Raw genomic sequence first — 24,597 nt, 5'->3', positions numbered from 1 at the left:
ATTCGGCTAGATTGCCCCTAGCAGACGTAAAGCTAACAGTGATAATCATGCACATGTTTGGAGTTTTGCTGTGAGTTCTGATTTCGATGAAGGCTCTTTCCCAAAAGCACGCGGGTGGCTGCTTGCATTCTCGTCCCTGCTCATTGCTCTATGGTTTTTTGGAGCGGAGCTGAAAGCCTTGTCAGTGTTAGGCACCCAAATTGAGTTCAGAAGGAATACTGAGCACATTTGGTTTGTCGCCTTTGCAATTAATGCCTATCTATTGCTTAGGTTTTATCAGCAACAGCCGGACGTATCATATTCCGGATTGAAAGAATACAAGAGCTATTATGCCGGTTATATGCGCAGTATTATGCTGTGGCTTAATAGGCGGTCAATTGAGAAAGAGGTGCTTGAGCGTAGCAAGGGAGCTATCCTTTCTGCTTTAAAGTATGGAGTGAGCAAGTGCGTAATTGAAACCTCAGAGTACAAACGCTTCACAGATCCATCCGAGAAGCGCTGGTACATCAGGGGCATGAAAGATGTCTTGGTGACCCATGCTTATTGTGTGGTCACACATGAAACGGACGATGGAGTCTCAACGACTGCAACTTACCAGGTGGATCGCGACTGTCCGTATTGGCTGATTTGCCTGTGTGTATGGCTCTCTATTGTTAAACTCTGGGTCAAAACTTCGTATGCTACGGAGCACCTGTTACCATACGTTTGGAGTGGAATTGCGGCGGTGGTCTGCTTGCGTCGCTGGTTTGCTGTTTTGATCTCATAACTCTTTGAAAGTGTCCTTGGTGGTTACATTTCTCTGCGCTGCCTGATTAATTATGGAAGCTGAAGTTTTCAGCTCGTCACTGGAAATAACAATGTCTGAAAATAAAATTGCACGATTTCGTAGTTTCTTGGAAAAGAATAAGATATTCTTTGAAATAACTGCATCCTTGTTTATCGGGGGTGCTTCGGTTTTATTGTCGTACTCGGCTTTAAGTATTAATGACAAAATGCTATTGGCTACCGAGGTTTCAGCGCTCCCGCACCTTTCAATAGGCTCGCGTGCTCAGAAAGATAACGAAACACATAAATATTCTGAAGAGGAACTGTTCTTATCAAACAATGGCGCGCCACTTACCAATCTTGACTGGCAGACCAAGACCTTCGTTGTGATCGAAAGCTCTAACCTGCAACGTCAGTTAGTTTTATTGCCGGTCAATGGGTACTATTTTGCTCAATTCACTACAAATAATGTTGTTGGGGAGCTTTCCTCTAAGGTTGGGCGTCAGAACTTGCAAAAATTCTCCAGTTTGTACCAAGAGGTTCTTGATTATAATAATTCGCAGTCAAATACTCTGGATTATTACTTTGTTAAAATTATCACTGTGAGCAGGGTGGAGTATGAAGATCGGCTTGGGCGTCGTGACGTTGTCTACTTTCGGGATAACAAAAAAATCTCAGAAGAATCTGCCCGAACTATTTGGAATTTCAACATTTCCGGGCTGATGCAAGATATTGACAATGTGCGACTCAAAGATTTGAAGGATGCTGCAGCAGCTCCCGGCGCGCTTGTGCTAGATGAGTTGCCTTAGCTTGAGCTGGAGTTGGATTTCAGCATAAAAGTGGTTATTCCCAACTAGAACACCGGGCTGGATTTGTCGACTTGTTGTAAGTCGCTCTCCCTGAACCGCTGCTATGTGGAGATAGCCGCCGTTTGTCGACGGCCATCGTTACCATTGTAGCTGGCTGTGTCGAATGTATACCGACGGTCAGTGCGTGCGAGAGAAACTGACCTGGATAAGTGTGTTGTTGCGGTTAGGCGCCCCGAAGCGACTTGTTCAACTGCGCACACTCTTTTCGCGCAGCATCCCGCTGCTGATCCAAATAGAGAGCCAGGTCAGTAATATGAATGCCTCGGGCGCTCTTCTGGCTTGGCTCAAGTCGGGTGATAGGTAGCTTGATCTGGCCGGCGAGCACTTTGCGTTGAAACATGTCAGGGGTAAGGTGGGTGAAATAGTCATTACATACCTCCTCCAGCGGGATGATTGCTCTCGCGTTGTACTGTGCCATTAGCATGAAAGCTGTATTCATGCGCGCTTCCCCATTGCTCGTTTCGCGGTCACATTGGCCATGTACGCTGCCCATTTTCCATTCTCGCGCTGCTTCCGAATCTGGCTGCATTTCACGTGTCGTCGGGTCGATCTGCCTTTGCCGCAGATATCGCAGATGGCTGGCAGGTCGAGGCTGTGAGAGGCCATGGGTGGGCGTATGCGCTCGGTCATGGTCGCCCTCCGTTTTCAAGGTTGCTGTGGTGGATGCCCATCGTTTTTTGTTGGTTTAAAGTCACAGCGAATACCTCTCTACATTCCAGCGTGCTGGGGTAGACGTGTTGTTGGATTGGCTGCCGGCCAGGTCCTGAGTGCGTTGTGCACCAGCAAGCTGGCTGTCGGGGATACAACTGATCGCCACCCCTTGATAAGCCGAGTACAGGTAGCAGGTGACGGCACGGGAATCGTCGTGCACGACTCTGACCTGCTTGTCGATGGTCTCTCTGGCGCTAGCACCAGTGGCTAGCAGCAGGAGGCAGAAGGCAAGGCGGGTCATGGCGCATTGCCTTTAACGTTCGGGGCGGGCATACCGTAGCGACCAGCAAGGAACCCGGTGTTTTCCGCACTCAGGCTGCGATGAGCAACCCAGATGACACCGAACTCGTCGGCGCAGTTACCGTGATAGATGCAGAGGATCTTCATGCTGCGGCCTCCGTGACAGCGGTGCTGGACGGGGTAGTGCGCAGCTGGGCATGCACGCGCATGGCAAGCGCTTGCATGTCCTGCCGTTGTAGGGCAGCCCGGTGGCGCCATGGCTCAGTGCCAGGGGCAACCTTCCACGTTTTCTCAGCCAGTCCCAACGTCTCGGCGGCATTGATTATCAGGTCATAGTCAGTCCTAGTCACCGGCATGCCGGTGTGGGTCATGATCCGCTCCTCGAGCTCGGTGATGGTGCGTTTGAGGTTGGCTAGGGTGTGGTGGCATTTGCGCTGCTCCGCCTCGCGCTCGATCAGCGAGTCGTCCAGCTGGGCACGCATGACCTCCCGGGACTCGTCGGTTGGGCTCAGGAGCCCGGCATGTTGCAGGGCGGCCTCAATGGCCTTCGCCATCTGCTCAGAGGTGGCGTACGCACCGCTCTGCTCGGCCAGTGTTACGGCCATCGCGGCCTCAATACAGCTGGCGGCAGATGTTTGCGTATACCCCATGGCAGGCTGCGCGTGCGGGCGGTTTTTAGCGATAAGCGTTGCATCAGCGGGCGCTGCCTCGCGCAGCTTGTCGTGCGGTATCAGTCCCTCAGTGGAGCTGCTGGAAGGGGGAATAATGCCTGCTGCTTCGCAGCAGAGACTTTCTGTTTTTTGCGCGTCGACAACACGGACTTCGCGGAGCGAAGCGGGAGTGGCTTCAATTGATTCCTGTGCACTCGCGTGCCCGCTTCCCTCCGGGGTCGAACCCTGTGGTGGTCTCCCCATGATGGTGGTGCGACTGGCATCGCTCGGCGGGAGATCAAAAAGCAAGCCGCGTTGTTGGTGGGCGCGACCTGCTTTTCGGCCAAGGAAATAGGCGTAGGCATACAGCCCGACTATGAGCGCGCTGAAGACGATGAGGGCGATGACCTGTTGGGTGGTCATGGGTCTTACTCCTTGTGGTGTGCGGGCCGGTGGTGGAGGCCCTTTCTGGGTGTTACTGCTTTTCTTGAGCTGGCTGCCGAGACTGCTTTTCATCCGCCAGGTAAGCCCTGCTATCTATCAGGGCGGCCACATGACGGATGTGGGCGAACTTCAGGGCTTTCTGGCTGTTGTCCAGTGTCGTGATGGGCAAGCAGATCCGGCCGACCTTCAGTTGTTCGGCAAAGGTGTCTTCGTTGAGATTGCGGAAGTACTGCACGCGCACCTTGTCGAGTGGGATGAGCACATCGCCAAAGGTTCGGTACAGCAGTTCAACGGTGGTTGCATCAGGTGCGTGCGGCAGGCGCAGCGCGATTTGGTTGGTATTGCTCATCAGGCTTCGGGCTCTCCCTGAGCTTGTGGCGTGACGGATGGTGCCAAGTGATCTCGCAGTGCTTGCGTACCAGGTCACGCCATTCTTCAGGAACCTCCTGGAGCGCAGCGTTGCGCTCCTCGCGGGTCTTGAGCTGGAGGATCTGGGCCGCGTACTGCCTAGGCCGCATAGCGCTTGTCTTCCGGTGGTGTCGGAAGTTGCAGGTCGAGACGTTCTGCAAGCCAGGGGATTCCGGCCTGCTTCACGCGGGTCGATTCGCTGTACTGCATCCCGGCTTCGGGGTGAAACCAGCTGCCCTCTTTGATCCGCAGGTATTCGCGGTCGCGGGTGGGGTAGCGGGGCAGATTGCGCTCGGTCAGCAGTTCGTTCTCACGCATGAGGCGGATCAGCTCGTTACGGCTGATACCGAAGTGCTTGGCGGTCTGTGCAAGTGTGCGTTCCAAGTCCACCTCCTAAGCCACGTCGGCGAGTACAGGCTCGACATGTGGCATGTCGGCTGTGTCCAGCTTGCCGTTGGCAATAGCTTCGAGATGCGCCGCAACCTTTCGCGCACTGGCGAGGTTGTTCGCTGGCAGCGTCAGGCTGTTCACTGTCGAGCCCATGCGGATTACGACGTTGACCTGGTTGAGATAAACCTCAGTCTGCAGCGTTGCCTTGGCGCGCGCTCCGTTCAATTCGTCGCGAAGGATGTGGGTGAATTGCCCTGTCAGGTTGGTCTGCGCCTTAAGGCAGGCAAAGGCGTTGTGGCTCAGTGCGTAGCTCATGCCGCGTGCCCTCCATCGTGTGGAGGCGTGCAGTTTGAAGCGGGGGATGACGTAGGGCGTTTGGTAGTGACGAATGCGCAGCCGTGCTGCTTGGCCAATCGCCGGACTTTGAAGGTCAGGTCGATGGTTGCGGCTGCTGGATGGACGTGTAATGAAGCAGTGGTGTGCATGGTGTTGCCTCGCTCTGTGGTGGAAGAGTGAGGAGAGTTAACCTCCAAGGTTAACTAAAGTCAACATGATTTTACCTTTGAGGTTTTTGCAATGGTGGCGCTTTGATGCTGTCATCCATCTCCAACGAGGAGAACCTCCACTGCTAGGGAATGAAATCGTTGAGTGCATACTATGAGATCGCTTACGCGGCCGCCTCTAAACGGCTTTGCCTATTCACTGGAACAGGCTTCTCTAAAGCCATCACCAATAATGCCGCACCAAGCTGGCAAGAGCTTTTAGAGAAATTATGTGATCTGACCTCTGACCCAGCTTCTTTAAAAGATGCATTGTTTCCTCCAGGCTTACCTAGAGTGCTTGGGTTGGAGGAGGCCGCTCAGGTGATCGACTTAGAGTTACGTAAAGTCGACAAGATGATTCATAATGAGATAGCAACAATTATTTCGCGGCTGACTGTGTCAGGGGATAACGAGGTTGTATCTCAATTCTTGCAGAATAATCACCTAGAGGTGGTTACAACTAATTACGATAAACTACTGGAGCGGCTTGTTGGTGAGCAATGTCATTCTTTAGCGCCGGGTGTGCCTGTGCCTCGCTCGGACTCGCAAGTAAAGGTTCATCATGTCCACGGCTCAGTTGACTCGCCACTTCATATGGTCGTAACGTCGGAAGATTATTTTAAGTTTCTTCATGCTGAATCATATTTTTCAAGAAAATTAAGCACGGTCTTGCATGAGAATACCGTTGTCATTCTAGGGTACTCCCTTGGCGATACAAATTTAAAATCTATTCTCAATGAGTATCGTGGTTTCGCCCGCTCTCATGCTATTGCTTCGAACCTGTTTTTGGTTTCACGATCGGCAGTAAGCCAGCACGTGAAAGACTACTATTTCCATTGCTATGGGGTTCGGGTTCTCGATAACACAGAGGTGCACGGCTTCTTTAGATCCCTTAATTCGATGATGCCCGTGGTTACGCCTGTTATCTCGACATCGCTAGCCAACTTGCAAGTTATTCTGGGGCGGCAGGGCGTCTACACTCCCGCATATTTGAGAAGCTCGAATTCCTTCTATCAGATTATCTGTTCTTTTTCCGCGCTGGGACTCCCCATAAATCATGCAGCTGTAGTGAGGTCTATAGGCTCGCTTATTCAAACCAAGCATGATCTAACATTGGAAAATGGAGCGTGGGACCAATATACACAAATGGCAAACTGGTTAATTTATTTGGGCAGTATTTTAGAGATTGAAGGCACCGCAATACAGGAGATTTTCTTGGCGGCGGTTCATCGGTCAATGAGTACTATGACAAGTGCTCAGGTCTATGGTTACTCATGGCATGCGTTTGCCGCGTGGCGTGATAATTGGAAAACGATTACCTATTCTAATCGCCTTATGATTAAGAGGTATGTCACGCAGAATTTTCCTTTAGGGGACCCCCTTTTGGTTGTGAATCAATAGCTCATAAGTCGGATATCTTCCACCTGGCACGGCCACAAATCGTCCACTCTTCGGATAACTTTATAATGCGATTTGGCCAGTCCGGATTCAGTGCGTACAGATATTGTTCGCCACCTTCCTGTTTCAGTTGTTTAAGGGTGGCGGCATGATCACTAGACCTTTTCGCGGCCACGTAGTGCCCTGGGAGAGCTTCTAGGGAGGGGTCGATAACTATTTTATCCCCTTCTATAAACTTGGGTTCCATGCTAATCCCCTCTACTCGAAGAATGAATGCACGGGGGCCCACCGGGCCCGGCGCTTCAATCCATTCCTCCGCCTCACTTGGATCAAAGCAGCTGTCAGCGTTGCACCAAGCACCAGCGGCTATCGAGCCGATAACGGGCAGTTTTCTCCCCAAATGAGTGATTTGTGGTGAGTCATTAGTATGGGCAGGTGCATGGGTTATGTCTAAGAAGCCTTCCTGAAGCTCAAGCGCTTGTTCGATTTCCCGGGCAATCCGGTCTCCGATACCTTTCGTGGGGTTACGCCCGCCGAAGGCGCTGACTTGTGCCGGCGATTTACCAAGGAGATCTGATACGTCTGTGAGACGCAGTCCCCTGTCGGCTAGCACCTTCCGGAAATTCTGCAGTCGAGTGTCGGTGATTTTCATTCTGTGATTGTGACGAGGTTAACCCTTGAGGTGAATGTCCTTTGAGGTGTTGACAATGTTTACCTGTGAGGTTAACTTTCGTGCCGGAGGTGACCTATGACCCTACGTGAATACATTAGCTCGCTAGACAAGGATGCGGCCGCCGCATTCGCCGCTCGTTGCAAGATATCCATCAACTACCTTCGTCTTCATGTGAAATATGCCAGTAAAGACCCGAGTGTTGGACTCATGCGAGCTCTCGCTCGCGAAAGCGACGGGAATGTCCGTCTAGAAGATGTGTTGGTGCATTTCGGTTTGGTACCCCACCCTGAAGCGGCCTAAAGAAAAAAGGCGACCCAAAGGCCGCCTAGTTTCCCCCGGTAGTACCACCACAGTGCTACCAGGCCGCGCACAAGTTGAGCGGGCACACCACGTATCCGCTTATCTTGAGCACGGGGTCAGGCACATTTGCCTGGGCGCCGCCTTCTCCACCACAGATAGGGCAGCGGGGCCGGTCGGTCCATCGGACTGTTCCGGCAGTGACTCTCTCAAGCCACGCGGCGAGTGTAACACCACCGCTCGTCGCCGGCACTGGCAGCCTTTATGGCGTAATGCCATGAACCAGAACAGGAGGCGAGTGATCGTCTCTGGCGTCCGGCAGTAGCACCACGGTGCTGCCGGATAGCGTGATAGGTAGCCGACACACCACACGCAACCGGCCTCCTTGATCGCACCGCCCAGGCAGGGAGCCTGGGTGTCACCTCCTTCACCACGGGAGGTGGCTGTTTCGCTTGGGGCAGTCGATGGATAGACGCCCCGGCCTGAGGCTGTAACAGCCTCTGCGACCCGCTATTTACTCTCTCAACCGCTATGCGGCGCATGCACCACCACTGTATGCCGCAGGCACTGGCTACCGAAAAGGACCACGCCATGAGCCGAATTGCAATGAGTTGCACCGAGCGCGCCAAGCGCGAAGTGCTGCCTCTCGAACTCGCGCTGTACCACGCTGTGCGAGACTACACAGGCGGTGCTGCCGCCATTGCCGCCACCACCGGCCGTAACGCCACCACGCTCCAGCACAAACTGTCTCCCACCCACCCCACCCATATCGTCAACGTTCAAGAATTCAGTGAGATCCTGGAGCTGACCAGAGACCCGCGCATCCTTGACTCGATTCATGCCCTTGTCGGCGACACCATCTGGCAAGAGCTGTCTGACGCATACACCCATGACATCCCTGAAACTCTGACGCTGGGTCTTGCCGCTTTCTTCCGGCAGGTTGCCGATCTGTCCGAAACCTGGGCTCGCAGCATCGGGGACGGGAAGGTCGACGATCAGGAGCTGGCCGAGATCCAGCACCAGGTATTCCGAGGGATTCAGGGCTTATTGGGCATGTATCGCCGGGCCGAATACGTCAACCAGACTACTCGGGGGGCTCGCCGTGGCTGACATTGCTGACCTGGCGAATGATCGCGCCCAGTGGCACCTGGATCTGGTTCTGTCTGCTCGTGCGCCTGCGCCCGCGAGTGATTCACTCGAAGAGTGCCTTGGATGTGGTTACCCCATTCCGGAGCCGCGCCGGTTAGCTGCTAAAGGCTGCCAGCGCTGCATCGAGTGCCAGGGGCACTTCGAGAAGAAGGGGGCTCGCTATGCTGGATAAGGTACTAGACCAGTTGCTCGACTATGGTCTGCAGCCTGACCAGCCCTTGATCTTCGGCAAGCTGACCCGCTGCCGCACAAAGGACGACAAGGGTAAGGAGAAGAACGGCTGGTATGTCCTGCATGAGCATTTGGCGGATAAGGGGCAAACCCTGATTTTTGGCAGCTTCGGTGACTGGCGTCTCGGTGAAACGCAGAAGGTGAAAACCGACGGTCGCGGGTTGACGCCGGAAGAGCGTGAGGTGATGCGTGCCCGCCAGGCAGACGCCAAGCGGCGGGCGGTCGAGGTAGCGGCCAACGCGGCACGTCGTGCGGCCAAGCGCGCGGCCGCATTGTTCAAGCGCATGCCCGAAAAGGGGCGCAGCGCCTACCTTGATCGCAAGCAGGTGGTCGGATTTGGCGTTCGGTATGCGCCGAAGTCGGGCGCGGTCCTCGTCCCGATGCAGAACGCCCAGGACGCCATCGTCGGCCTGCAGGTGATTTACCCGGAGCCCCAGGCGGATACGGGGCGCGATAAGTCCTACTGGCCGCATGGAATGGCGAAGGAGGGTGCGTTCCATATGATTGGCGGCCACCCCGAACCCGGCGAGCCAGTGCTGGTGTGTGAAGGCTACGCCACCGGCGCTAGCCTGCACATGGCGACTTCCCAGGCGGTGGCCATCGCCTTCGATGCGGGCAACCTGATGTCGGTTGCCAAGCACATGCGCGAACGTTTCCCTGGCCGCTCCATCATCATCTGCCGCGATGACGACTGGAAAACCAAGCGACCCACAGGCGAGCCCTGGAACCCCGGTGAGGAAAAGGCCAACAACGCAGCGGTGGTGGTCGGTGGCCAGGTGGTCGGCCCGATCTTCTCGGTCGAGCGCGAGGTCAAGTGGACCGATTTCAATGACTTGCACTGTGCCGAAGGCCTTGAGGCAGTTCGTCGGCAGGTCACGGCGGTGATCAAGCCCCCCGCTACTGGTGGCTGGAAAGACATGCTGGCCAGGACCGAGAGCGGCGCGCTCATTGCCCACATGCAGAACGTCGAGCTGATCCTGGCCAACGATGAGCGGTGGAGCGGTGTCATCGGCTACAACGCCTTCAGCTCGAAAATCATGCGCCTCCGGGCGGCGCCCTATGGTGGCGTGCCGGGAGAGTGGAGCGACATCGACGACATGCGCGTAATGAAGTGGCTGGCCCAGCAGGGTCTCCGCGTCAAGGCCTCGCATGTGGTCGAGGCTGTCAGTGTTGTGGCGCATGACAACGCCTTCCATCCGGTCTGCACCTACCTGGCCAAGCTGGAATGGGATCGCGTGCCACGCCTCGAGCGCTGGCTGCATGAAATTTTCGGAGTGCCCCGCAATGAGTACAGCGCCAAGGTCGGTAAGCGCTGGATGATCTCGGCGGTGGCCCGAGTGATGAAGCCCGGTTGCAAGGCGGATGCGGTGATGATCCTCGAGGGGGCGCAGGGCGCGGGTAAGTCCACGGCGCTGGGCATTCTCGGTGGCGAATGGTTCATGGACACGCCGTTTACCTTGGGCGACAAGGACGCGTTCCAGGCGATCCGGGGAAAGTGGATCGTCGAGCTGGGCGAACTGGATAGCTTCAACAAGGCTGAGAGCACCAAGGCCAAGCAGTTCTTCTCGGCCTCCATCGACACCTACCGCGAAAGCTATGGGCGAAGAACGAGCGACGTGCCACGCCAGTGTGTTTTTGCGGGCACCACCAACCAAGATGAATACCTCAAGGACGCCACCGGTAACCGGCGTTATTGGCCGGTCGCCTGCGTCAAGGTCGACCTGGAGGCGTTGCGCCGGGTCCGTGACCAGCTGTGGGCCGAGGCCATGTTCTGCTACCAGGCGGGTGACATCTGGTGGGTCACCCGCGAGGAGGAAGAACTGTTCACTACCGAGCAGGAAGAGCGCTTCGTGGTGGATGAATGGGAAGGACCGATCCTCAAATGGCTGGAGGAATCGCAGGCCGGGGAGACGGTCACCGGGAGCGAGGTGCTGGGTCAGGCGCTCAACTTGGACCCAGGTCATTGGGGCAAGCCCGAGCAGATGCGTGTGGGGTCGATCATGCACCGCCTGGGTTGGCGCCGTCGACGGCTCGCCGCGCTTCCGAAGAGCGGCAAGCGGCCCTGGGCGTACCAGAAGCCCGAGGGCTGGGGCCGCAGCAGCGCCCTTGAGCAACAACCGCCAGCGCTGAAGGAGGACTGCTTTTGATCAAGCATATCGATGAGATGCTGAAGCTGTGGGCGCAAGAGCTCCATGCACCTGAGCCCTGTCATTCGGCAGGCGGTGTTGGTAGCATGCTCGGTCTGTTGATTGAGTGTAAGGGTGATCTTGTCCGTGGTACCCGAGGCAGCAAGGTGCTGCTGGACGAGTCTGCGGACATCGAGATCATCGTGAACAAGCATCTGGCACCGGAGCTCTACCTGGTGGTCTATGAGCATTACTGCAACGCCGACAGTGAGCTGTACCAGAAGTACCGCCACTGTGGGTGTAGCCGGGACACGTACTACAAGCGCTTGCATGAGGCGCACGTCTGCATCGCAGGCATGCTCATGGGGCGAGCTGCATGATCCGCCTCGCATGGTCCCACCGTCCAGCCATTGGACTACCACGTTTTTTGCAGGTGATCCACGCCCAAGCCCGCGCTATTCGCGGGCTGTCCCACCGTCCCACCGTTCACACGAAGGCGCGCACATAGGGCGCATGCATCGCATAGCGCGCGCATCGCGCGCAGCGTGCCTTTAATCTCTCTCTTTACACGGGAAAGGGTTAAAACAGTTGGACAGTGGGACAGCCCTTGATTTTCAAGGGCTCAACAAGTCCCACCATTACCGCCCCCTTTGGGACCTATGGGGCAGTGCCGAAGTGAAGCTAAGCCGGGGTGGTGTATTCCCCCGACATTTTCCAGACATTCCCTAGGCGTTCACCCCTTATTGCCGGGTGGCATTAAAACTTGCTTGCTGCCACCGGAATCGACCTGTAAAAAGTACCCATCTTCGAGACGTGCGGGCGCACAAAGCAGCCCGCCAAACACAGCAAACCCGGCCACCGCGCCGGGTTTTTTGCATTTGGGGAACGGGATGACGAACGAACAACAAGCGCTTGCCGAGATGCCGGTCTGGCTCGTGATCACTCTCGCCCTGGTCGGCGGGGTATCTGGCGAGATGTGGCGCGCGGACAAGGCGGGTGTCCGTGGCTGGGCGCTGGTTCGGCGAATCGCCTTGCGGTCTGGAGCCTGTGTGGTCTGCGGGATGGCAACGATCATGTTGCTGTACTCCGCCGGCGCATCGATCTGGGCTTCGGCTGCATTCGGTTGCCTGACTGCAATGGCCGGCGCCGATGTCGCTATCGGCCTGTACGAGCGCTGGGCCGCCAAGCGTCTGGGCGTGTGCGAGATGCCGCCGCGCAGTGGCGAGTCAGGTCAGTGAGCAGGCCGAAACCCTGGCATGGGCAGGGGACCCTAGCGACTTGGGCGGGGTACGGGACGGGAAACCCGCGCCGACGAGCCAGCGGGCAGGGGCGTGGGTTGGTGAATTCTGGGTCCTCCCCCTGGGCCGCCCCCTACACGGGTGCGCAGACTCGCGGTTTCCCTGCAGCTGAAATTCCTGCAGGGATGTCCGTCTTTTCAAGGACTTAGTGATGGGCAAGACAGTCAGCAAGCTCGAACTGGGCGAGATCATCGGCCGTGATGAGCGGACCCTGAGCCGTTGGCAGAAGGACGGCATGCCAGTGATCGAGTTCGGCGTTGGCCGAGGCAACGAAAACCAGTACGACACCCAGGTGGTGATCGAGTGGCTGATGCGACAGGCCGCCTTGAACGGCAAGAAGGAATCGACGCGCGACCGCCTTGATCGGTTGCGCGGTGACCGCGAAGAAATCGCGTTGGCCCGTGAGCTGGGCGAGGTCGTGATCGAGGCCGAAATGGTTGAGCGCTTTGAGGCGGTGATCACTGCCGCAAAGATCGAACTGCTCAATACCTTCCCTGATGAGCTGGCGGCGACCTTGTCGGCCAAGTACGGCGTGCAGGTCGATGACCAGCTGATCCGCGAGCCCATCGAATCAATACTGAGGAGGTTGTCCGCGTATGACGAGGACGACGATCTCGCTGGGGATTCTGACGAGTCGGACGACGAGGAGGGCTCTGAAGAAGACGGCGAGTAAAGCCATGGGCCGGGTCTGCCGTAAGTGGGCGCCCCCGCCAAGAATGACCATCGCCGAGTGGGCCGACCGGTTTCGCTGGCTCGCTCCCGAAGAGTCAGCTGCACCAGGTAAGTACCGCTTCGACATGACTCCGCACCTGATCTGGCCGGGTGGACCGCTCGAAGCGCTGGATGACCCGAACGTGTTCGAGATCGTGGGGCGCAAGTCGGCCCAGGTGGCCTGGACTTCGGGTGTGCTGGGTAACGCCATCGGCAAGTGGATCGATCTTGACCCTTCGCCCATCTTGATCTTGTTCCCCAAAGCTGAAGCGGCCAAGCAGTACGTCGCGGAAAAGCTGGAGCCGATGATCGAGGCCACCAAGCGGCTGCGGAAGAAGGTTGACCTGCGCAGTCGCAAGCTGCAGCAGCGCCAGGACTTCAAGCGGTTCCCCGGCGGCTTCCTGAAAATGGTGGGCTCCAACAGCCCGGCCAGCGTGAAGTCCACGCCGGTACCACGGGTTGCCATTGAAGAGCCTGATGACTGCAACCTCAACCTGCGGGGGCAGGGGGACAGTATCAAGCTGGCCAAGGAGCGTCTCAAGACGTTCCGCCGGTCGAAGATCATCATTGGTGGCACACCGACCATCAAGGGCTTGTCTGCCATTGACGCCGAGCTTGAGCTATCCGACAAGCGCGTTGGCTTGGTGCCGTGCCACGGCTGCGGCCAGTCGCACGCGCTGAGCTTCGATCATCTGCACTGCGACGAGGACGAGCACTACTTTCACGAGGTCTACGGCAAGCGCCGACCGGAAACGGCTTACTACGCGTGCCCGCACTGCGGTGAGATCTGGGATGACCATCAGAAGAACGCCAACCTCGCGCATGGTTACTGGGAAGCGACGGCTGAATTCCGTGGTATCGCCGGCTACATCCTCAATGAGCTGTATGCCAAGTTCCATGGCTCCCGCTTCGAGGTGTTGATGGAAAAGAAGCTGCAGGCGGAATACGCCACGCGGCTGGGCAACATCGGTCCGATGATTGCCTTCACCAACAGCTCAATGGGTGAGAGCTACGAGTACAAGAGCGACGCGCCCAAGACGGATGAGCTGGAGAAGCGTGCCGAGCCCTATGCCGAGCTGACTGCACCGAAGGGCACGCTACTGGTCACGGTCGGCGTCGACGTTCAGGGTGATCGACTTGCCCTGGTCATGGTTGGTTGGGGGAGGGGCGAGGAGTCTTGGCGATTGTACTGGGGCGAGCTACCAGGCAACCCCATCGATCCGCACGACCCTGTGTGGACTGAGCTCGACAAGATCATCGCAACGCCCATACCCACCGAAAGCGGTGCGCAGCTTGCCGTGTCAGCAGTCAGCATCGACAGCTCTGACGGTAACACCAGCGATGCGGTGTACACCTACGTTCGAGATCGTCAGCGCTTCAACATCATGGCGATCAAGGGCGCGTCCATCGACAGCCGGGACCGGGAGATCTTCACAAAGCCAGCCCAGTCTGCAGACACCAGCCAAGACAACACCAAGGCGTCGAAGTACGGCCTTCGCGTGTTCATCGTCGGTACCCACAAGGCCAAGACGCTTATCGATGGCCGGATGAAGCTCAAGGGTGCAGGGCCGGGGCGGATGCACTGGTACAGCGAGATCCGCTCTGACTACTACGAGCAGGTGACCAACGAGGTGCTGGCGCCGCACCCGCGTAACCCCAGCAAGATGGTCTGGCAGAAAAAAGCAGGCCGACGCAACGAAGCGCTGGACTGCGAGGTGTACGCCTTGCATGCGGCTCGCAGCCTGAAGACGCACCTGCTGCGTGATCACGAATGGGACCAGCTGGAGCAGCAACTGCTTCAGCCCACCCTCTTCACAACTGAGCAGGCGGTGGCGCCGGTTCCCCGCCGTGCGGTTGCGCGTGGCAGAGGCACTCGGAGCCGCGTCAGCTAACCGAGGTTCACCATGACAGATGCACAACAACGTCTCGACGAGGTCCGGGCTGCGATATCGAACGTCCTGAAGAACGGGCAACGCTTGCGGCGACAGGATCGAGAGATCCAGCTGGCTGAGCTGAACAGCTTGCGCTTGCTGGAGAAACAGTACGCCGCCGAGGTTGCTGCGGAGACGGCTGCCCGGCAGGGCCGTGGCCGCAGTCGCGTTTCCTACGTGGGGATCTGACCATGTGGCCGTTCCGAAAACGGGATTCGGCTGCCGAGCAGCTGATGACTGAGGCTATTCGAGTGGCCAGAGCATCAGTCGAGGGGCAGCAGATCGTCGCACAGGGCGGTGGCGGCGGCGTCGAAACCCGCTGGCGTGGCGCCTCTCGGGTGCTGCGCAGCGTTGCCAGCTGGATCCCTGGCTTGGGTAGCCCTCGGCGTGACTTTAACCACAGCGAGCGCCGCATGCTGGTGGCCCGCTCCCGCGACGCGATGCGCAATCACTTGATCGCTCGCGCGGCGATTACCCGGTTGCGCACCAACGTCGTGGGTACCGGGCTGGTCTGCCGTGCCCAGGTCGATCATGAAGCGCTGGGCTTGACCGAGGAAGAAGCAGAGCAGCTCAACAGTCAGCTGGATCGTCTGTGGTCGCTATACGCCGATGATCCACGAGAGTGCGATGCCGAAGCATCGCTCAACCACTACCAACTGCAGGCCCTGGTCCTTGTCTCTTCGATGGTGGCAGGTGACGTATTTGTTGCCAGCCCCGATCAGGAGCGGCCTGGTTGCATCTTCAGCACCCGGTTGCAGTTGATTGAGTCGGACCGCGTAGGCAACCCGAACGGCGGAATGGACCGTGCGGACCTAGTAGAGGGCGTGGAGTTCGACGGACTGGGGGCGCCAGTGGCTTACCACGTATGCACCGGCTACCCCGGTGAGCATGTGCTGGGCAAGTCGCTCCAGTGGGAGCGGCTGACGGTGTTCGGTGCTGAAACCGGGCGTCGTCGGGTACTACATGTCATGGCTGACAAAGAGCGGCCAGGGCAGAAGCGTGGCGCCCCATACCTGTCCCCGGTTCTTGAGCCGCTGCAGAAGCTGGAGCGGTACAGCAGCGCAGAGCTCATGGCGGCGGTGATCTCGGCAATGTTCACCGTGTTCATCAAGAAGGGCGACAACTTCAACAATAACAACCTGCCCATGTCCGCACTGACGGAAGAGCAGCCGGGCGGTGATGACACCTCCGACGGTGCAATTGCGCTGGGCGAGGGGGCCATCGTTGACCTGGGCGTGGGTGAGGAACCGGTGGTGGCCAACCCCAGCCGACCCAACGCCCAGTTCGATCCGTTCTTCACCGCAGTGGTGAAGGAAATCGGCGCTGCGCTGGAGCTGCCTCTGGAAGAGCTGCTGTTGCATTACAGCAGCAGTTACAGCGCCGCCCGGGCAGCAATGCTTCAGGCCTGGCGCTTCTACAGCCTGCGCCGCTGGTGGCTGGCCTGTGACTTCTGCCAGCCGAGCCGCGAGCTGGTTATCGACGAGGCAGTTGCTCGGGGCCTGGTCGATCTGCCGGGTTACAACGACCCAGCCAAGCGCAAGGCCTATTGCCAGGCAATCTGGATTGGCCCGGCCCGTGGAGCGATTGATGAGCTCAAGGAAGCTAACGCAGCTGGCAAGCGCATCGAGATTGGCGTCAGCAACGAGACGCTGGAAACGGCGGCCATGACCGGCGAGCCCTGGCAGCAGGTTATCCGTCAGCGCACCCGCGAGGTTACTTACCGGCGCGAGCACAACATGCAGGCCCTGCCAAAGAGCGGGCTTGAGTCTGCGCCTGAATCCAACCCCAAAGAGGAATAAGCATGCCTCGAGCACTTGAGCTGGCTGCCTCGCAGCCCTGGCTGATGATGCCCGACGCCTTGGACAACCTGCTGACCATCTCCGACCGCATGGGCGATCCGGTGGCGCTGGCGACCAAGCGGGGCGAGCGGCTGGACGAAACCCGACGAGTCACCATGCGCGGCAGCGTGGCGGTGGTGCCTATCACTGGTCCGATCTTCCGGTACGCCAACCTGTTCACCGAGATTAGCGGTGCAACCAGTACCCAGATCCTGGCGACTGACATCCAGCGTGCGCTGGACGACCCCAAGGTCAAGTCCATCGTGCTCAACATCGACAGTCCAGGTGGTGTGGCATCCGGCATCAACGAGCTGGCCGAGATGATCTACGCCGGCCGGGATCGCAAGCGGATCGTTGCCTACATCGGCGGCATCGGAGCCAGCGCCGCTTACTGGATCGCCTCGGCGGCGAGCGAGATCGTCATCGATGAGGCCAGCCTGGCAGGCAGCATCGGCGTCGTTGTCGAGGCTGTGATAGAGGACGAAAAGAAGACCGGTCGCACCCGCTACCAGATCGTCAGTCGCAACGCGCCGAACAAGCGGCCCGACCTCGGCACTGAAGAGGGCCGCGCCAAGATGGGCGAGACCATCGACGCGATGGCCGAGGTCTTCGTGGGCAAGGTTGCTCGCAACCTCGGCGTGGCAGCCGAGAAGGTGCCCGATATGGGCGACAACGGCGGCATCCGCGTCGGAGCTGACGCCGTCAAGCACGGCCTGGCCCATCGCGTGGGCTCGCTGGAATCCCTGATTACTGAACTGGCCAAGCCGGCCACTACCTTCCCGAGGACAAACACCATGACCACCGTCAAGACCACGGCAGAACTGCGCACCGCCATTGCAGCTGGCACTGATCCCAACACCATCGAAATTGCCCAGGCCGATCAGCCTGATACCGCCGCGATTCGCACCGAGGCCGCCACCGCCGAGCGTGAGCGCATCAAGGGCATCAATGCCTTGGCCGTCAAAGGCTTTGAGAAAGAAATCGGCGCGGCGATCGATGACGGCAGCTCGGTCGAGGCCACTGCACTGGTGCTGTTCAAAGCCTCGCAAGATCGCGGGATTTCGCTTGCCGGCATCAAAGGTGATGCGCAAGGCGTCGCCGGCACCATCCCGCCGGAAGGCGGCCAGGCTGGCGAGCGCAAGGCCGCCGTCAGCGCAATCGTCTCTGGCGCCTCGCGCCGCTAACCAGGAGCCCCCTCATGCCGAACCCTCTTACCCACACCTTCACACTCTCCCAACTTGAGGCAGGCGACTTCCCCGTCGTGATGGACTCCGGCGTCATTGCTGCTGGCCAGCAGTTGCTGCGCGGTGCAGTGCTGGGGCAAGTCACCGCATCTGGTGAATACCTGCTGTGCAAAGCAGCTGCCGAGGACGGCTCGGAAGCGCCGAAGGCAATCCTCGACTGCGATGTTGACACCACTGATGGTGCTCTTACCGCACCGATTCGCCTGACCGGTCAGGTGTTGGGCAACCAACTCACCCTCGGCGCTGGGTTAACCCTGGCAGCTGCGAAAGCTGCCCTGCGTTCTCTCTGCCTCTTTGTTCGTTAATTGGAGCATCCATGAACATCTTTGACACCCTGACCATGCTGGAAGCCGTCGAGCAGCTGGCAACACCGCGCCGCTTCCTCATGAACACCTTCTTCAATGCCGGTGCCCCTGAAACGTTCCCCACCGAGACCGTGACCATCGACATCGTGAAGGGGCAGCGCAAGATGGCACCCTTCGTTCACCCCACGCTGCCTGGCAGTGTGTCGCAGCGTACCGGCTTCGCCTCGTCGACCTACCAGCCACCGTACATTCAGCCCAAGCGTGTCACCCGCGCAGAGCAGATCCTGAAGCGCGGTGCAGGTGAAACCCCGTTTTCGACGCGCACCGCGCTTGAGCGAGCGGGCGAGCGGCTTGGCCGTGACCTGGTGGAGCTTGAGGGCGAGATCATTCGGCGTGAGGAATGGATGTGTTCTCAAGCCCTGACTACTGGCCGGATTCGGGTTGTCGGCGATGGGGTTGATGACACCATCGACTTCCTGATGGAAGACACCCACAAGGTTTCCTTGGCCACCGGCCGTTGGAATACCGCCGGATCCGATCCTATCGGTAACCTGCGTCAGTGGCGGCGCCTGATCGCCAAAGACTCGGGCCGTTCGGCCAACGTCGCGGTGTTGAGCGCCGAGGCACAGGATGCTTTCCAGAGTAACGATGCGGTACTCAAGCAGTTGAACACCCGCCGTGTTGACTTGGGCCTGATCAAACCGGAAGAGCTCCCCGACGGCGTGACTTACCTCGGCTACCTCAACGATCCGGGTGTAGACCTCTACGCGTACGACGAGTGGTACCTAGACGATGAGGCTGGTGAAAAGCCAATGATTCCAGCCGGGGGCCTGATCTTGGGCTCTACCGCCACTCGCAACGCCATGCTGTATGCGGCGATTCAGGATCTTGAAGCCATCGAAAGCGGCTTGGTTGAAGCCGCGCGCTTCCCCAAGAGCTGGGTCACCCAGGAGCCAAGCCAGCGCTGGCTGAAGGTTCAGGCAGCGCCGTTGCCTGGTCTGTTGGAACCGAACGCCTTCCTCTTCGCCAAGGTGGTGTGACATGGCTGCCAAGATCGAGTACGTGGTGGTAGATGGCTGTATTCAGGATGGTTCTAAGGTCTTCAAAAAGGGCGAGGTCTTCGTGTCGTCCGACAAGGAGGTACTGGAGCTGCTTGTCGAGGAGGGGAAGATTGCTCCTCGCGGCAAGCTGCCAAGCAAGGACGAACAAGACGACGGTGACTGATCATGGGCTTCTGTGAACAGGTGGCGTTCATGGACCGTGCGCTACTGGATGGCCTGGGTGACGAGGCTGAGATCGAAGGCGTGGCTGAGCCGGTACCGGGGTTCTTTTCGGCTCCGTGGCTCCAGCCCAAGCTCGGTCAGATCAACACCGGGGTGCGCGAGCCTGTTTATGCCGTACGTATCGTCCACGCGAATGGCATCAAGGAGGGAATGCACCTGGTGATCAGGCTTGCGCCCGAGGATGGTGGTGGACGTTACGTCATTGCGGGCAGGAAGCCTGACGGGACTGGTTGGATCAACCTGACACTGCGTGAGGTGCGTTCATGAGTGTTGGCAGTTACCACAAGGAGTCGGCCAGCAGCGGCTTAATCACGCTGCAGGCAAGGCCCCAGGACGTGAGAGGCTTTGAGCAGTTCGCTCAGTTGGTACCGAAAGCTATCGCGGCAGCGCAACGGCGAGCCATCAACAAGACACTTCGCTGGCTCAGAGGCAAGATTGCCCGCGAAGTAGGTGTCCAGGAGCGCATCGCTATATCTGCCGTGCGAAAGCGCTTGATGGCTTACCCCATGGGCAGCAACGGTCAGGGCAAGCTCTGGTTCGGGATCAAGCCAATTGAGGCTAGCCGTGCAGGTCGAGCTCGGCAAACCCGCTCCGGGGTATCGGTAGCGGGGCGGCATTACAAAGGTGCCTTCTACCGCCGGGTTTATGGCGACCAGGCTGACATCTGGATTCGCGCCGGCAGCAAGCATTTCACGGATGAAGACTACCCCGACAGCATGATAGAGGCGCGTCGAAGGGGGCGCTCGGGTTGGATTGCTGAATCCAGCAGCATTGGTCGCTTCCCGCTTGCCAAGGCAAAAATCTCGCTTGAAGACGTCCGGCCTCATTTTGAGGCCTGGACCAATCGCGCTCACGACCGGTTGCTAGTGGTCATGAAGCAGGAGTTGAACTTCGAGCTGCAAAAAATCTTGCGGAGGACAGGCAATGGCTGATGAGCCGATACCGCTTTCCCAGATTTACGCTGCGATTGAGCTGCACATCGGGGCTGCAATACCCGGCCTCGCTTATGTCGGAACGATGCCAGCTGGCATCAATGTTGTTCCGGTGCCTGCCGTCGTGTTGGAGCTGGCCGGGTTTGATGACGCGGACAAGGATCCGGGTACCGGCGAGACCGCAGTTGATGCCCGTTTTGAGGCGCGCGTCATCGTGGGGGCCGAAGAGGAAAACTGCCTTCGCGTAGCCGCGTTCGCCGCAGCTCAACTGGCTGTGTTGCTGCGTATGCAATCGTGGGGGTTGGCTGTGGAATTTGCCCAGTTTGTGCGGGCGGAGCGGGACTGGAGCCGGCCCGAACTGGACAGCTTTGCAGTCTGGGTCGTCGAGTGGACTCAGGTCATCTACCTGGGCGAGGAAGAGTGGCCTTGGCCCCGAGAGCCCGGCCCATTGAAGTTTGCATTCGACCCAGATAGTGGTCCCGGCAATGAAGGCCTGTATCAGTCGCCCGAGGCGCTAGGATGAGCTACGCGGCCGCGCAGATGGACCGCATGCTGGCCGGCCTCTTGATCCCCTGTTACGTCGTGGCGGTCGACCTGGTCGACGCCAAGGTGCGGGTCACTGACGGCGGCGACTGGACGAGCGCCTGGGTGCGCTGGCATTCCCTGGCCGCCGGTAAGGCCCGCCACTGGCGTGCGCCCAGCATTGGCGAGCAGGGCATGCTGGTGAGCCCGAGCGGCGAGCCTGCGCAAGGGACGTTCGTTCCTGGGCTGTACGGCAACGCCGGCGACCGGCCGGACAACCGCGACCATGTCGAGACATGGCGCTTCGATGATGGCGGGTCAATCGTCTACGACTGGGCGGCCAATAGTTACACCATCAAGCTGCCCACCGGCACGGTCAACATCGAGGTCGGTAGCAGCAAGGCGACGATCACCGACGATGCAATCAGCGCCAAGTCAAAGGCGATCACCGCCGAGGCCGAAACGTACACGGCTATAGCGCCTGAGATTCTTCTGCAGGGCAACGTAAAGATCGACGGCGAGTTACTCGTAACGCTCGACATTCTTGGCCTCGGGAAAATCATCGACACCGCCGGCAACACGGCTAACCACAAACACTGACAGCCCGCATTCGCGGGCTTTGTCTTTTCTGGAGCATCACTTATGGCAACGCCCAAGAAAACCGCCGCGACGGGCGCGGCAGCGAACGCGGACGAATCCGCAGTTGTACCTGGTGCCGATGGCACCGACGCCGGCGTTGCGGCCGCTGAACCGGCGGGCGTGACCTTCACCGACCGCACCTACACCTCGCGCTCGCTGTTCCTGCAGGCCGGTGACGACCTGCGCGAGTTCAAGGTGCAGGGCGGCCGCGTGACCGTCCAGGCCGACGATGCCGAGGCGCTGGCGTTCCTGCGTGAGCATGCCGACCTGCAGCAGCTGGACGGCTAAGCATGATCGGCCTGGACCGCAGGACCGGCCAGCAGTCCACCGGCCTTGACCACTTGAAGCAATCGGTCGAGGACATTCTGACCACGCCCTTGGGCAGCCGGCGCATGCGCCCCGAATACGGCTGCAACCTGCGCCGCTTTGTCGACATGCCGGTTAACGAGGGCTGGAAAAGCGCCGTGCAGGCCGAGGTGGCCCGCGCCCTGGGCCGCTGGGAGCCGCGTCTGCAGCTGGAGCGCGTCAAGGTCGTTTCTGTGATCGACGGCCAGATTGGCCTGTTACTGACGGGCGAGTACCAGGGTAGCTCGGCCGTCGTGGAGGTGAGCGCATGATTGACCTGTCTTTGCTGCCCCCGCCCGACGTGGTGGAGAACCTGGACTTTGAGACGCTCTATCAGGAGGTGTTAGGCATCTACCGCGCCCATATGGGCGACCAGTGGACCGCGCTGTTGGAGTCCGATCCGGTGGTCAAGCTGATGGAGGTTATGGCCTACCGCGAGCTGGTCATGCGTGCCCGCATCAACGCGGCGGCCAAGGCCAGCTTGTTGGCCTATGCCAAGGGCGCCGACCTGGACAACCGCGCCGCCGATTATGGCGTGCAGCGGCTGACCATCCGCGCGGCGAACCCCGACGCGGTGCCGCCGGTTACAGCGCTGATGGAGAGCGACGAGGCGTTGCGCTACCGCACGCGGCTGTCGCTGGAGGCGCTTTCGGTCGCCGGCAGCAGCGGCGCCTATGAGTATCACGCGCTGAGTGCGTCGGCCGAGCTGGTGCATGTGTCGGTCGATTCTCCCCGGTTTTCCGGGGTGGCGGTGCCAGCCGCGGTTAAATCGCAGCTGCCGGCCGGGGCCATTGTCGTGGTCTGCGACTACGACGCCGGCCTGGCCAATCCATTGCCCGGCGACGTGTCGCTGGCGGTGCTGGCAGGGGCGAGCAGCACTGTGCCCGAGGCGCAGCTGGTAGCCACCGTGCTCAAAGCGCTGTCGGCCGAGGACGTGCGGCCGGTGACGGATCGGCCGCGCGTGCAAGGCGGTATCCCGACTGACTTCAAGGTGGAGGCGGTGCTGTGGGTGGAGGACGGGCCAGACCCTGACGTTGTCCTGGCGGCCGCCAGGGCCAGCCTGGATGCGGCCATTAGCAGCGCGCGGCGACTGGAGGGGCAGTTGCCTGTTTCAGCCATCTACGCCGCGTTGCACGTAACGGGGATTAGCCGCGTCGACCTGGCCAAGCCGGTGGAAGGGGTGGTGTGTGACAAGCGGCATTACCCGCGCGCCACGGCCATTGCCCTGACCACCAAGGTGGTCACATGAGCCTGCTGCCGCATAACTCAACGTTGCTGGAGCGCTCGCTGGAGCGCGCCGGCGAGCTGGGCGTGGACCCGGAAATCATCCGGGGCGTGGCCGACTCGGCGCGCTGCCCGCCCAACTTCCTGCCGTGGCTGGGCTGGGCGCTCAAGGTCGAAGGCTGGGAGGCGGCAAACACCGACGCCCAGCGCCGCGCCCTGAGCCATGAGGCAATTCCGGTCCACAAGACCAAGGGCACCGTCGGCGCGATCCGGCGGGTGCTCAAGGCGGTGCGGGTCAATGCGGAGTTCAAGGACTGGCACCAGATCCCGAACGCCGCGCCCTACACGTTCCAGGTCACGGCCTGGGCCAACGAAAACCGGGCGGGTGAGGGCTCGATCATCTCCAAGGAGCTGGGCGAGCGCCTGCGCGCCCTGGTCGACGCCGCAAAGAACGAGCGCAGCCATTACGAGTTTCGGCTGGGTGCGCGCTTTGACGGCGGTTTGGTTACGGGTAACGCCGCGCAGGGCCTAGCACTGCAGCGACGCACCCTGGAGGCCAAGGGGGTGCCTGTCGACACCTCGAAACAAACCCTGTTGCTGGCCAATGCCACCGCCGCGCTTGTCGTTTCTCGGCGCAGCGCCGCAGTGCAATGCGCCCCAATCAACTCTGAATCAGGCGTCGGGTTCGCCAGTGCAGCCCGCGCCCTGGTAGTCGTGCGCGGCACGATGGAGGCAGTTCTATGAGTACCGCTTTACAGCCTGTAATCACCAAGGCCGGCCTGGCGGCAGTGTTCAACGCGACCCGTACCGGCATCTCGGCCGAGATTACGCATGTGGTGCTGGGGGACCGGGCGTATACCCCTAGTGCCGACCAGATCGTACTGGGGCGCCAGTTGGCCAAGTACCCCATTGCCGGCGGCGAAAAGCTGTCCAGCACCCTGTTGCACCTGACTGCTGTCGCTGATGGAGATTCAGCGTTCTATGTGCGTGAAATCGGGTTCTTGTTGAGTGATGGAACCCTGTTCGCGGTGTGGTCGAGCACTACCGACGTGCTCGCCTACAAAGCGGCGGGTATCGACCTGCTGCTGGCCTACGACCTGTCGCTGGCAGCCCTGCCGGCGGATAGCGTCACCATCAATACCAGCGGCGCCGGGCTCAGTCTGAGCTTGGCCGCCCCCTTGGCCGCATTGGCCGCCGCCGAAATGGCCGCCCAGTTGCGCGACCTGAAACAGCAAGACCAGCTGGACAGCCAAGCCGACCAGCAGCGAATCACCGGCGAGCAGGTAGCCAATCTGCTGGCCCGGATGAAGGCCGCCGAGCTGCGCCAAGACACTGACCACGACGGCCTGCTGAGCGCGGCAATTGCCAATGCCTCGGCGGTTATCTACCTGCAATCCCAATTTGTCCAACACCTCTACGGAGCCTAAGACCC

Annotated in this window: 34 protein-coding genes; 26 read left to right on the top strand and 8 right to left on the bottom strand. The window is 59.5% G+C overall.

Annotation, left to right across the window (positions count from 1 at the left end; genetic code table 11):
• Positions 1–70 precede the first annotated feature (70 nt).
• Both SB756_RS24225 and SB756_RS24220 read left to right on the top strand, forming a co-directional pair.
• Positions 71–766: a hypothetical protein gene (locus SB756_RS24225; RefSeq protein ID WP_410912213.1), complete on the top strand. Its 696-nt coding sequence runs from the start codon at positions 71–73 to the stop codon at positions 764–766.
• Positions 767–857: 91 nt separating this feature from the next.
• Positions 858–1,574 carry a hypothetical protein gene (locus SB756_RS24220; RefSeq protein ID WP_410912211.1) on the top strand — a complete coding sequence of 239 codons (717 nt, stop codon included), beginning with the start codon at positions 858–860 and terminating at the stop codon, positions 1,572–1,574.
• Positions 1,575–1,797: 223 nt separating this feature from the next.
• Here SB756_RS24220 and SB756_RS24215 read toward each other — a convergent pair whose 3' ends face one another.
• The 7 genes from SB756_RS24215 to SB756_RS24185 all read right to left on the bottom strand — a co-directional run bounded on the left by SB756_RS24215 (position 1,798) and on the right by SB756_RS24185 (position 4,792).
• Positions 1,798–2,073 (bottom strand): pyocin activator PrtN family protein, encoded by a 276-nt coding sequence (locus SB756_RS24215; protein ID WP_410912209.1) that lies wholly within the window; start codon positions 2,071–2,073, stop codon positions 1,798–1,800.
• 252 nt (positions 2,074–2,325) lie between these two features.
• The gene (locus SB756_RS24210) at positions 2,326–2,586 is read right to left on the bottom strand and encodes a hypothetical protein (protein WP_410912207.1); all 261 of its coding nucleotides are present in this window, start codon (positions 2,584–2,586) and stop codon (positions 2,326–2,328) included.
• A complete protein-coding gene (locus SB756_RS24205) occupies positions 2,583–2,732 on the bottom strand; it encodes a hypothetical protein (RefSeq protein ID WP_410912205.1) in 150 nt (49 codons plus the stop codon). The genes SB756_RS24210 and SB756_RS24205 overlap by 4 nt, the downstream gene beginning before the upstream one ends.
• Entirely contained in the window at positions 2,729–3,658 is a 930-nt protein-coding gene (locus SB756_RS24200) for a hypothetical protein (RefSeq protein ID WP_410912203.1), read from the bottom strand. The genes SB756_RS24205 and SB756_RS24200 overlap by 4 nt, the downstream gene beginning before the upstream one ends.
• A 52-nt stretch (positions 3,659–3,710) precedes the next feature.
• The gene (locus SB756_RS24195) at positions 3,711–4,028 is read right to left on the bottom strand and encodes a pyocin activator PrtN family protein (protein ID WP_410912263.1); all 318 of its coding nucleotides are present in this window, start codon (positions 4,026–4,028) and stop codon (positions 3,711–3,713) included.
• A gap of 158 nt (positions 4,029–4,186) precedes the next feature.
• The gene (locus SB756_RS24190; RefSeq protein ID WP_410912201.1) at positions 4,187–4,471 is read right to left on the bottom strand and encodes a phage antirepressor KilAC domain-containing protein; all 285 of its coding nucleotides are present in this window, start codon (positions 4,469–4,471) and stop codon (positions 4,187–4,189) included.
• A 9-nt stretch (positions 4,472–4,480) separates the two neighbouring features.
• The gene (locus SB756_RS24185; protein WP_410912199.1) at positions 4,481–4,792 is read right to left on the bottom strand and encodes a hypothetical protein; all 312 of its coding nucleotides are present in this window, start codon (positions 4,790–4,792) and stop codon (positions 4,481–4,483) included.
• Positions 4,793–5,121: 329 nt separating this feature from the next.
• Here SB756_RS24185 and SB756_RS24180 point away from each other — a divergent pair, with 329 nt between their 5' ends.
• On the top strand, positions 5,122–6,420 hold the full coding sequence (locus tag SB756_RS24180) for an SIR2 family protein (protein ID WP_410912197.1): 1,299 nt from the start codon (positions 5,122–5,124) through the stop codon (positions 6,418–6,420).
• 1 nt (position 6,421) lies between these two features.
• On the opposite strand, the gene SB756_RS24175 is transcribed toward SB756_RS24180, so the two are convergent.
• A complete protein-coding gene (locus SB756_RS24175) occupies positions 6,422–7,069 on the bottom strand; it encodes a LexA family protein (RefSeq protein ID WP_410912195.1) in 648 nt (215 codons plus the stop codon).
• A 96-nt stretch (positions 7,070–7,165) separates the two neighbouring features.
• On the opposite strand from SB756_RS24175, the gene SB756_RS24170 reads away from it, so the two are divergent.
• The 23 genes from SB756_RS24170 (at position 7,166) to SB756_RS24060 (ending at position 24,592) form a co-directional block, all read left to right on the top strand.
• The gene (locus tag SB756_RS24170) at positions 7,166–7,390 is read left to right on the top strand and encodes a hypothetical protein (protein WP_367244237.1); all 225 of its coding nucleotides are present in this window, start codon (positions 7,166–7,168) and stop codon (positions 7,388–7,390) included.
• A gap of 588 nt (positions 7,391–7,978) precedes the next feature.
• Entirely contained in the window at positions 7,979–8,497 is a 519-nt protein-coding gene (locus tag SB756_RS24165) for a phage regulatory CII family protein (RefSeq protein ID WP_410912193.1), read from the top strand.
• The gene (locus SB756_RS24160; protein WP_410912191.1) at positions 8,490–8,708 is read left to right on the top strand and encodes a TraR/DksA C4-type zinc finger protein; all 219 of its coding nucleotides are present in this window, start codon (positions 8,490–8,492) and stop codon (positions 8,706–8,708) included. The genes SB756_RS24165 and SB756_RS24160 overlap by 8 nt, the downstream gene beginning before the upstream one ends.
• Entirely contained in the window at positions 8,698–10,914 is a 2,217-nt protein-coding gene (locus tag SB756_RS24155; RefSeq protein ID WP_410912189.1) for a VapE domain-containing protein, read from the top strand. The genes SB756_RS24160 and SB756_RS24155 overlap by 11 nt, the downstream gene beginning before the upstream one ends.
• A complete protein-coding gene (locus tag SB756_RS24150) occupies positions 10,911–11,273 on the top strand; it encodes a hypothetical protein (protein WP_021782199.1) in 363 nt (120 codons plus the stop codon). The genes SB756_RS24155 and SB756_RS24150 overlap by 4 nt, the downstream gene beginning before the upstream one ends.
• Before the next feature lie 510 nt (positions 11,274–11,783).
• The gene (locus tag SB756_RS24145) at positions 11,784–12,131 is read left to right on the top strand and encodes a phage holin family protein (protein ID WP_410912187.1); all 348 of its coding nucleotides are present in this window, start codon (positions 11,784–11,786) and stop codon (positions 12,129–12,131) included.
• 211 nt (positions 12,132–12,342) lie between these two features.
• Positions 12,343–12,864 (top strand): terminase small subunit, encoded by a 522-nt coding sequence (locus tag SB756_RS24140; protein ID WP_110740341.1) that lies wholly within the window; start codon positions 12,343–12,345, stop codon positions 12,862–12,864.
• A gap of 43 nt (positions 12,865–12,907) precedes the next feature.
• Positions 12,908–14,794, top strand: coding sequence for a phage terminase large subunit family protein (locus SB756_RS24135; RefSeq protein ID WP_391152075.1), 1,887 nt, complete (start codon positions 12,908–12,910; stop codon positions 14,792–14,794).
• A gap of 12 nt (positions 14,795–14,806) precedes the next feature.
• Entirely contained in the window at positions 14,807–15,022 is a 216-nt protein-coding gene (locus SB756_RS24130) for a hypothetical protein (RefSeq protein WP_410912185.1), read from the top strand.
• Positions 15,023–15,024: 2 nt separating this feature from the next.
• A complete protein-coding gene (locus tag SB756_RS24125) occupies positions 15,025–16,632 on the top strand; it encodes a phage portal protein (RefSeq protein WP_410912183.1) in 1,608 nt (535 codons plus the stop codon).
• A 2-nt stretch (positions 16,633–16,634) separates the two neighbouring features.
• Positions 16,635–17,855: a S49 family peptidase gene (locus SB756_RS24120; protein WP_410912181.1), complete on the top strand. Its 1,221-nt coding sequence runs from the start codon at positions 16,635–16,637 to the stop codon at positions 17,853–17,855.
• A 14-nt stretch (positions 17,856–17,869) separates the two neighbouring features.
• Positions 17,870–18,220: a head decoration protein gene (locus tag SB756_RS24115; RefSeq protein WP_410912179.1), complete on the top strand. Its 351-nt coding sequence runs from the start codon at positions 17,870–17,872 to the stop codon at positions 18,218–18,220.
• 11 nt (positions 18,221–18,231) lie between these two features.
• Positions 18,232–19,260 (top strand): major capsid protein, encoded by a 1,029-nt coding sequence (locus SB756_RS24110; protein ID WP_110740346.1) that lies wholly within the window; start codon positions 18,232–18,234, stop codon positions 19,258–19,260.
• A 1-nt stretch (position 19,261) separates the two neighbouring features.
• Complete coding sequence (locus SB756_RS24105; RefSeq protein WP_410912177.1) at positions 19,262–19,444, top strand: hypothetical protein; 183 nt, start codon at positions 19,262–19,264, stop codon at positions 19,442–19,444.
• Positions 19,445–19,446: 2 nt separating this feature from the next.
• Positions 19,447–19,770 carry a hypothetical protein gene (locus tag SB756_RS24100; protein ID WP_410912175.1) on the top strand — a complete coding sequence of 108 codons (324 nt, stop codon included), beginning with the start codon at positions 19,447–19,449 and terminating at the stop codon, positions 19,768–19,770.
• Positions 19,767–20,435, top strand: a complete 669-nt coding sequence (locus SB756_RS24095) for a hypothetical protein (protein WP_410912173.1) — start codon at positions 19,767–19,769, stop codon at positions 20,433–20,435. Before SB756_RS24100 ends, SB756_RS24095 begins: the two co-directional genes overlap by 4 nt.
• Complete coding sequence (locus SB756_RS24090; protein ID WP_410912171.1) at positions 20,428–20,958, top strand: hypothetical protein; 531 nt, start codon at positions 20,428–20,430, stop codon at positions 20,956–20,958. The genes SB756_RS24095 and SB756_RS24090 overlap by 8 nt, the downstream gene beginning before the upstream one ends.
• Positions 20,955–21,557, top strand: a complete 603-nt coding sequence (locus SB756_RS24085; protein ID WP_410912169.1) for a phage baseplate assembly protein V — start codon at positions 20,955–20,957, stop codon at positions 21,555–21,557. The genes SB756_RS24090 and SB756_RS24085 overlap by 4 nt, the downstream gene beginning before the upstream one ends.
• Positions 21,558–21,599: 42 nt before the next feature.
• Positions 21,600–21,884, top strand: coding sequence for a hypothetical protein (locus SB756_RS24080; protein ID WP_410912167.1), 285 nt, complete (start codon positions 21,600–21,602; stop codon positions 21,882–21,884).
• Positions 21,885–21,886: 2 nt separating this feature from the next.
• A complete protein-coding gene (locus SB756_RS24075) occupies positions 21,887–22,213 on the top strand; it encodes a GPW/gp25 family protein (RefSeq protein ID WP_410912165.1) in 327 nt (108 codons plus the stop codon).
• Positions 22,210–23,190 carry a baseplate J/gp47 family protein gene (locus SB756_RS24070; protein ID WP_410912163.1) on the top strand — a complete coding sequence of 327 codons (981 nt, stop codon included), beginning with the start codon at positions 22,210–22,212 and terminating at the stop codon, positions 23,188–23,190. Before SB756_RS24075 ends, SB756_RS24070 begins: the two co-directional genes overlap by 4 nt.
• Complete coding sequence (locus SB756_RS24065) at positions 23,187–23,909, top strand: phage tail protein I (RefSeq protein ID WP_410912161.1); 723 nt, start codon at positions 23,187–23,189, stop codon at positions 23,907–23,909. The genes SB756_RS24070 and SB756_RS24065 overlap by 4 nt, the downstream gene beginning before the upstream one ends.
• Entirely contained in the window at positions 23,906–24,592 is a 687-nt protein-coding gene (locus SB756_RS24060) for a phage tail protein (protein ID WP_410912159.1), read from the top strand. The genes SB756_RS24065 and SB756_RS24060 overlap by 4 nt, the downstream gene beginning before the upstream one ends.
• Positions 24,593–24,597: the final 5 nt, after the last annotated feature.

This window comes from Pseudomonas sp. SIMBA_068, from assembly GCF_046534705.1.
Classification (GTDB): domain Bacteria; phylum Pseudomonadota; class Gammaproteobacteria; order Pseudomonadales; family Pseudomonadaceae; genus Aquipseudomonas; species Aquipseudomonas putida.
Note: the sequence above shows the minus strand (reverse complement) of the source record. Positions and strands in the feature narration are given on the sequence as shown.

Coding starts and splice junctions, on each gene's coding strand:
- SB756_RS24220 (WP_410912211.1), top strand. CDS start 858: ATGTCTGAAAATAAAATTGCACGATTTCGTAGTTTCTTGGAAAAGAAT.
- SB756_RS24215 (WP_410912209.1), bottom strand. CDS start 2,073: ATGAATACAGCTTTCATGCTAATGGCACAGTACAACGCGAGAGCAATC.
- SB756_RS24210 (WP_410912207.1), bottom strand. CDS start 2,586: ATGACCCGCCTTGCCTTCTGCCTCCTGCTGCTAGCCACTGGTGCTAGC.
- SB756_RS24205 (WP_410912205.1), bottom strand. CDS start 2,732: ATGAAGATCCTCTGCATCTATCACGGTAACTGCGCCGACGAGTTCGGT.
- SB756_RS24200 (WP_410912203.1), bottom strand. CDS start 3,658: ATGACCACCCAACAGGTCATCGCCCTCATCGTCTTCAGCGCGCTCATA.
- SB756_RS24195 (WP_410912263.1), bottom strand. CDS start 4,028: ATGAGCAATACCAACCAAATCGCGCTGCGCCTGCCGCACGCACCTGAT.
- SB756_RS24185 (WP_410912199.1), bottom strand. CDS start 4,792: ATGAGCTACGCACTGAGCCACAACGCCTTTGCCTGCCTTAAGGCGCAG.
- SB756_RS24175 (WP_410912195.1), bottom strand. CDS start 7,069: ATGAAAATCACCGACACTCGACTGCAGAATTTCCGGAAGGTGCTAGCC.
- SB756_RS24170 (WP_367244237.1), top strand. CDS start 7,166: ATGACCCTACGTGAATACATTAGCTCGCTAGACAAGGATGCGGCCGCC.
- SB756_RS24165 (WP_410912193.1), top strand. CDS start 7,979: ATGAGCCGAATTGCAATGAGTTGCACCGAGCGCGCCAAGCGCGAAGTG.
- SB756_RS24155 (WP_410912189.1), top strand. CDS start 8,698: ATGCTGGATAAGGTACTAGACCAGTTGCTCGACTATGGTCTGCAGCCT.
- SB756_RS24145 (WP_410912187.1), top strand. CDS start 11,784: ATGACGAACGAACAACAAGCGCTTGCCGAGATGCCGGTCTGGCTCGTG.
- SB756_RS24140 (WP_110740341.1), top strand. CDS start 12,343: ATGGGCAAGACAGTCAGCAAGCTCGAACTGGGCGAGATCATCGGCCGT.
- SB756_RS24135 (WP_391152075.1), top strand. CDS start 12,908: ATGACCATCGCCGAGTGGGCCGACCGGTTTCGCTGGCTCGCTCCCGAA.
- SB756_RS24130 (WP_410912185.1), top strand. CDS start 14,807: ATGACAGATGCACAACAACGTCTCGACGAGGTCCGGGCTGCGATATCG.
- SB756_RS24125 (WP_410912183.1), top strand. CDS start 15,025: ATGTGGCCGTTCCGAAAACGGGATTCGGCTGCCGAGCAGCTGATGACT.
- SB756_RS24120 (WP_410912181.1), top strand. CDS start 16,635: ATGCCTCGAGCACTTGAGCTGGCTGCCTCGCAGCCCTGGCTGATGATG.
- SB756_RS24115 (WP_410912179.1), top strand. CDS start 17,870: ATGCCGAACCCTCTTACCCACACCTTCACACTCTCCCAACTTGAGGCA.
- SB756_RS24110 (WP_110740346.1), top strand. CDS start 18,232: ATGAACATCTTTGACACCCTGACCATGCTGGAAGCCGTCGAGCAGCTG.
- SB756_RS24105 (WP_410912177.1), top strand. CDS start 19,262: ATGGCTGCCAAGATCGAGTACGTGGTGGTAGATGGCTGTATTCAGGAT.
- SB756_RS24100 (WP_410912175.1), top strand. CDS start 19,447: ATGGGCTTCTGTGAACAGGTGGCGTTCATGGACCGTGCGCTACTGGAT.
- SB756_RS24095 (WP_410912173.1), top strand. CDS start 19,767: ATGAGTGTTGGCAGTTACCACAAGGAGTCGGCCAGCAGCGGCTTAATC.
- SB756_RS24090 (WP_410912171.1), top strand. CDS start 20,428: ATGGCTGATGAGCCGATACCGCTTTCCCAGATTTACGCTGCGATTGAG.
- SB756_RS24085 (WP_410912169.1), top strand. CDS start 20,955: ATGAGCTACGCGGCCGCGCAGATGGACCGCATGCTGGCCGGCCTCTTG.
- SB756_RS24080 (WP_410912167.1), top strand. CDS start 21,600: ATGGCAACGCCCAAGAAAACCGCCGCGACGGGCGCGGCAGCGAACGCG.
- SB756_RS24075 (WP_410912165.1), top strand. CDS start 21,887: ATGATCGGCCTGGACCGCAGGACCGGCCAGCAGTCCACCGGCCTTGAC.
- SB756_RS24070 (WP_410912163.1), top strand. CDS start 22,210: ATGATTGACCTGTCTTTGCTGCCCCCGCCCGACGTGGTGGAGAACCTG.
- SB756_RS24065 (WP_410912161.1), top strand. CDS start 23,187: ATGAGCCTGCTGCCGCATAACTCAACGTTGCTGGAGCGCTCGCTGGAG.
- SB756_RS24060 (WP_410912159.1), top strand. CDS start 23,906: ATGAGTACCGCTTTACAGCCTGTAATCACCAAGGCCGGCCTGGCGGCA.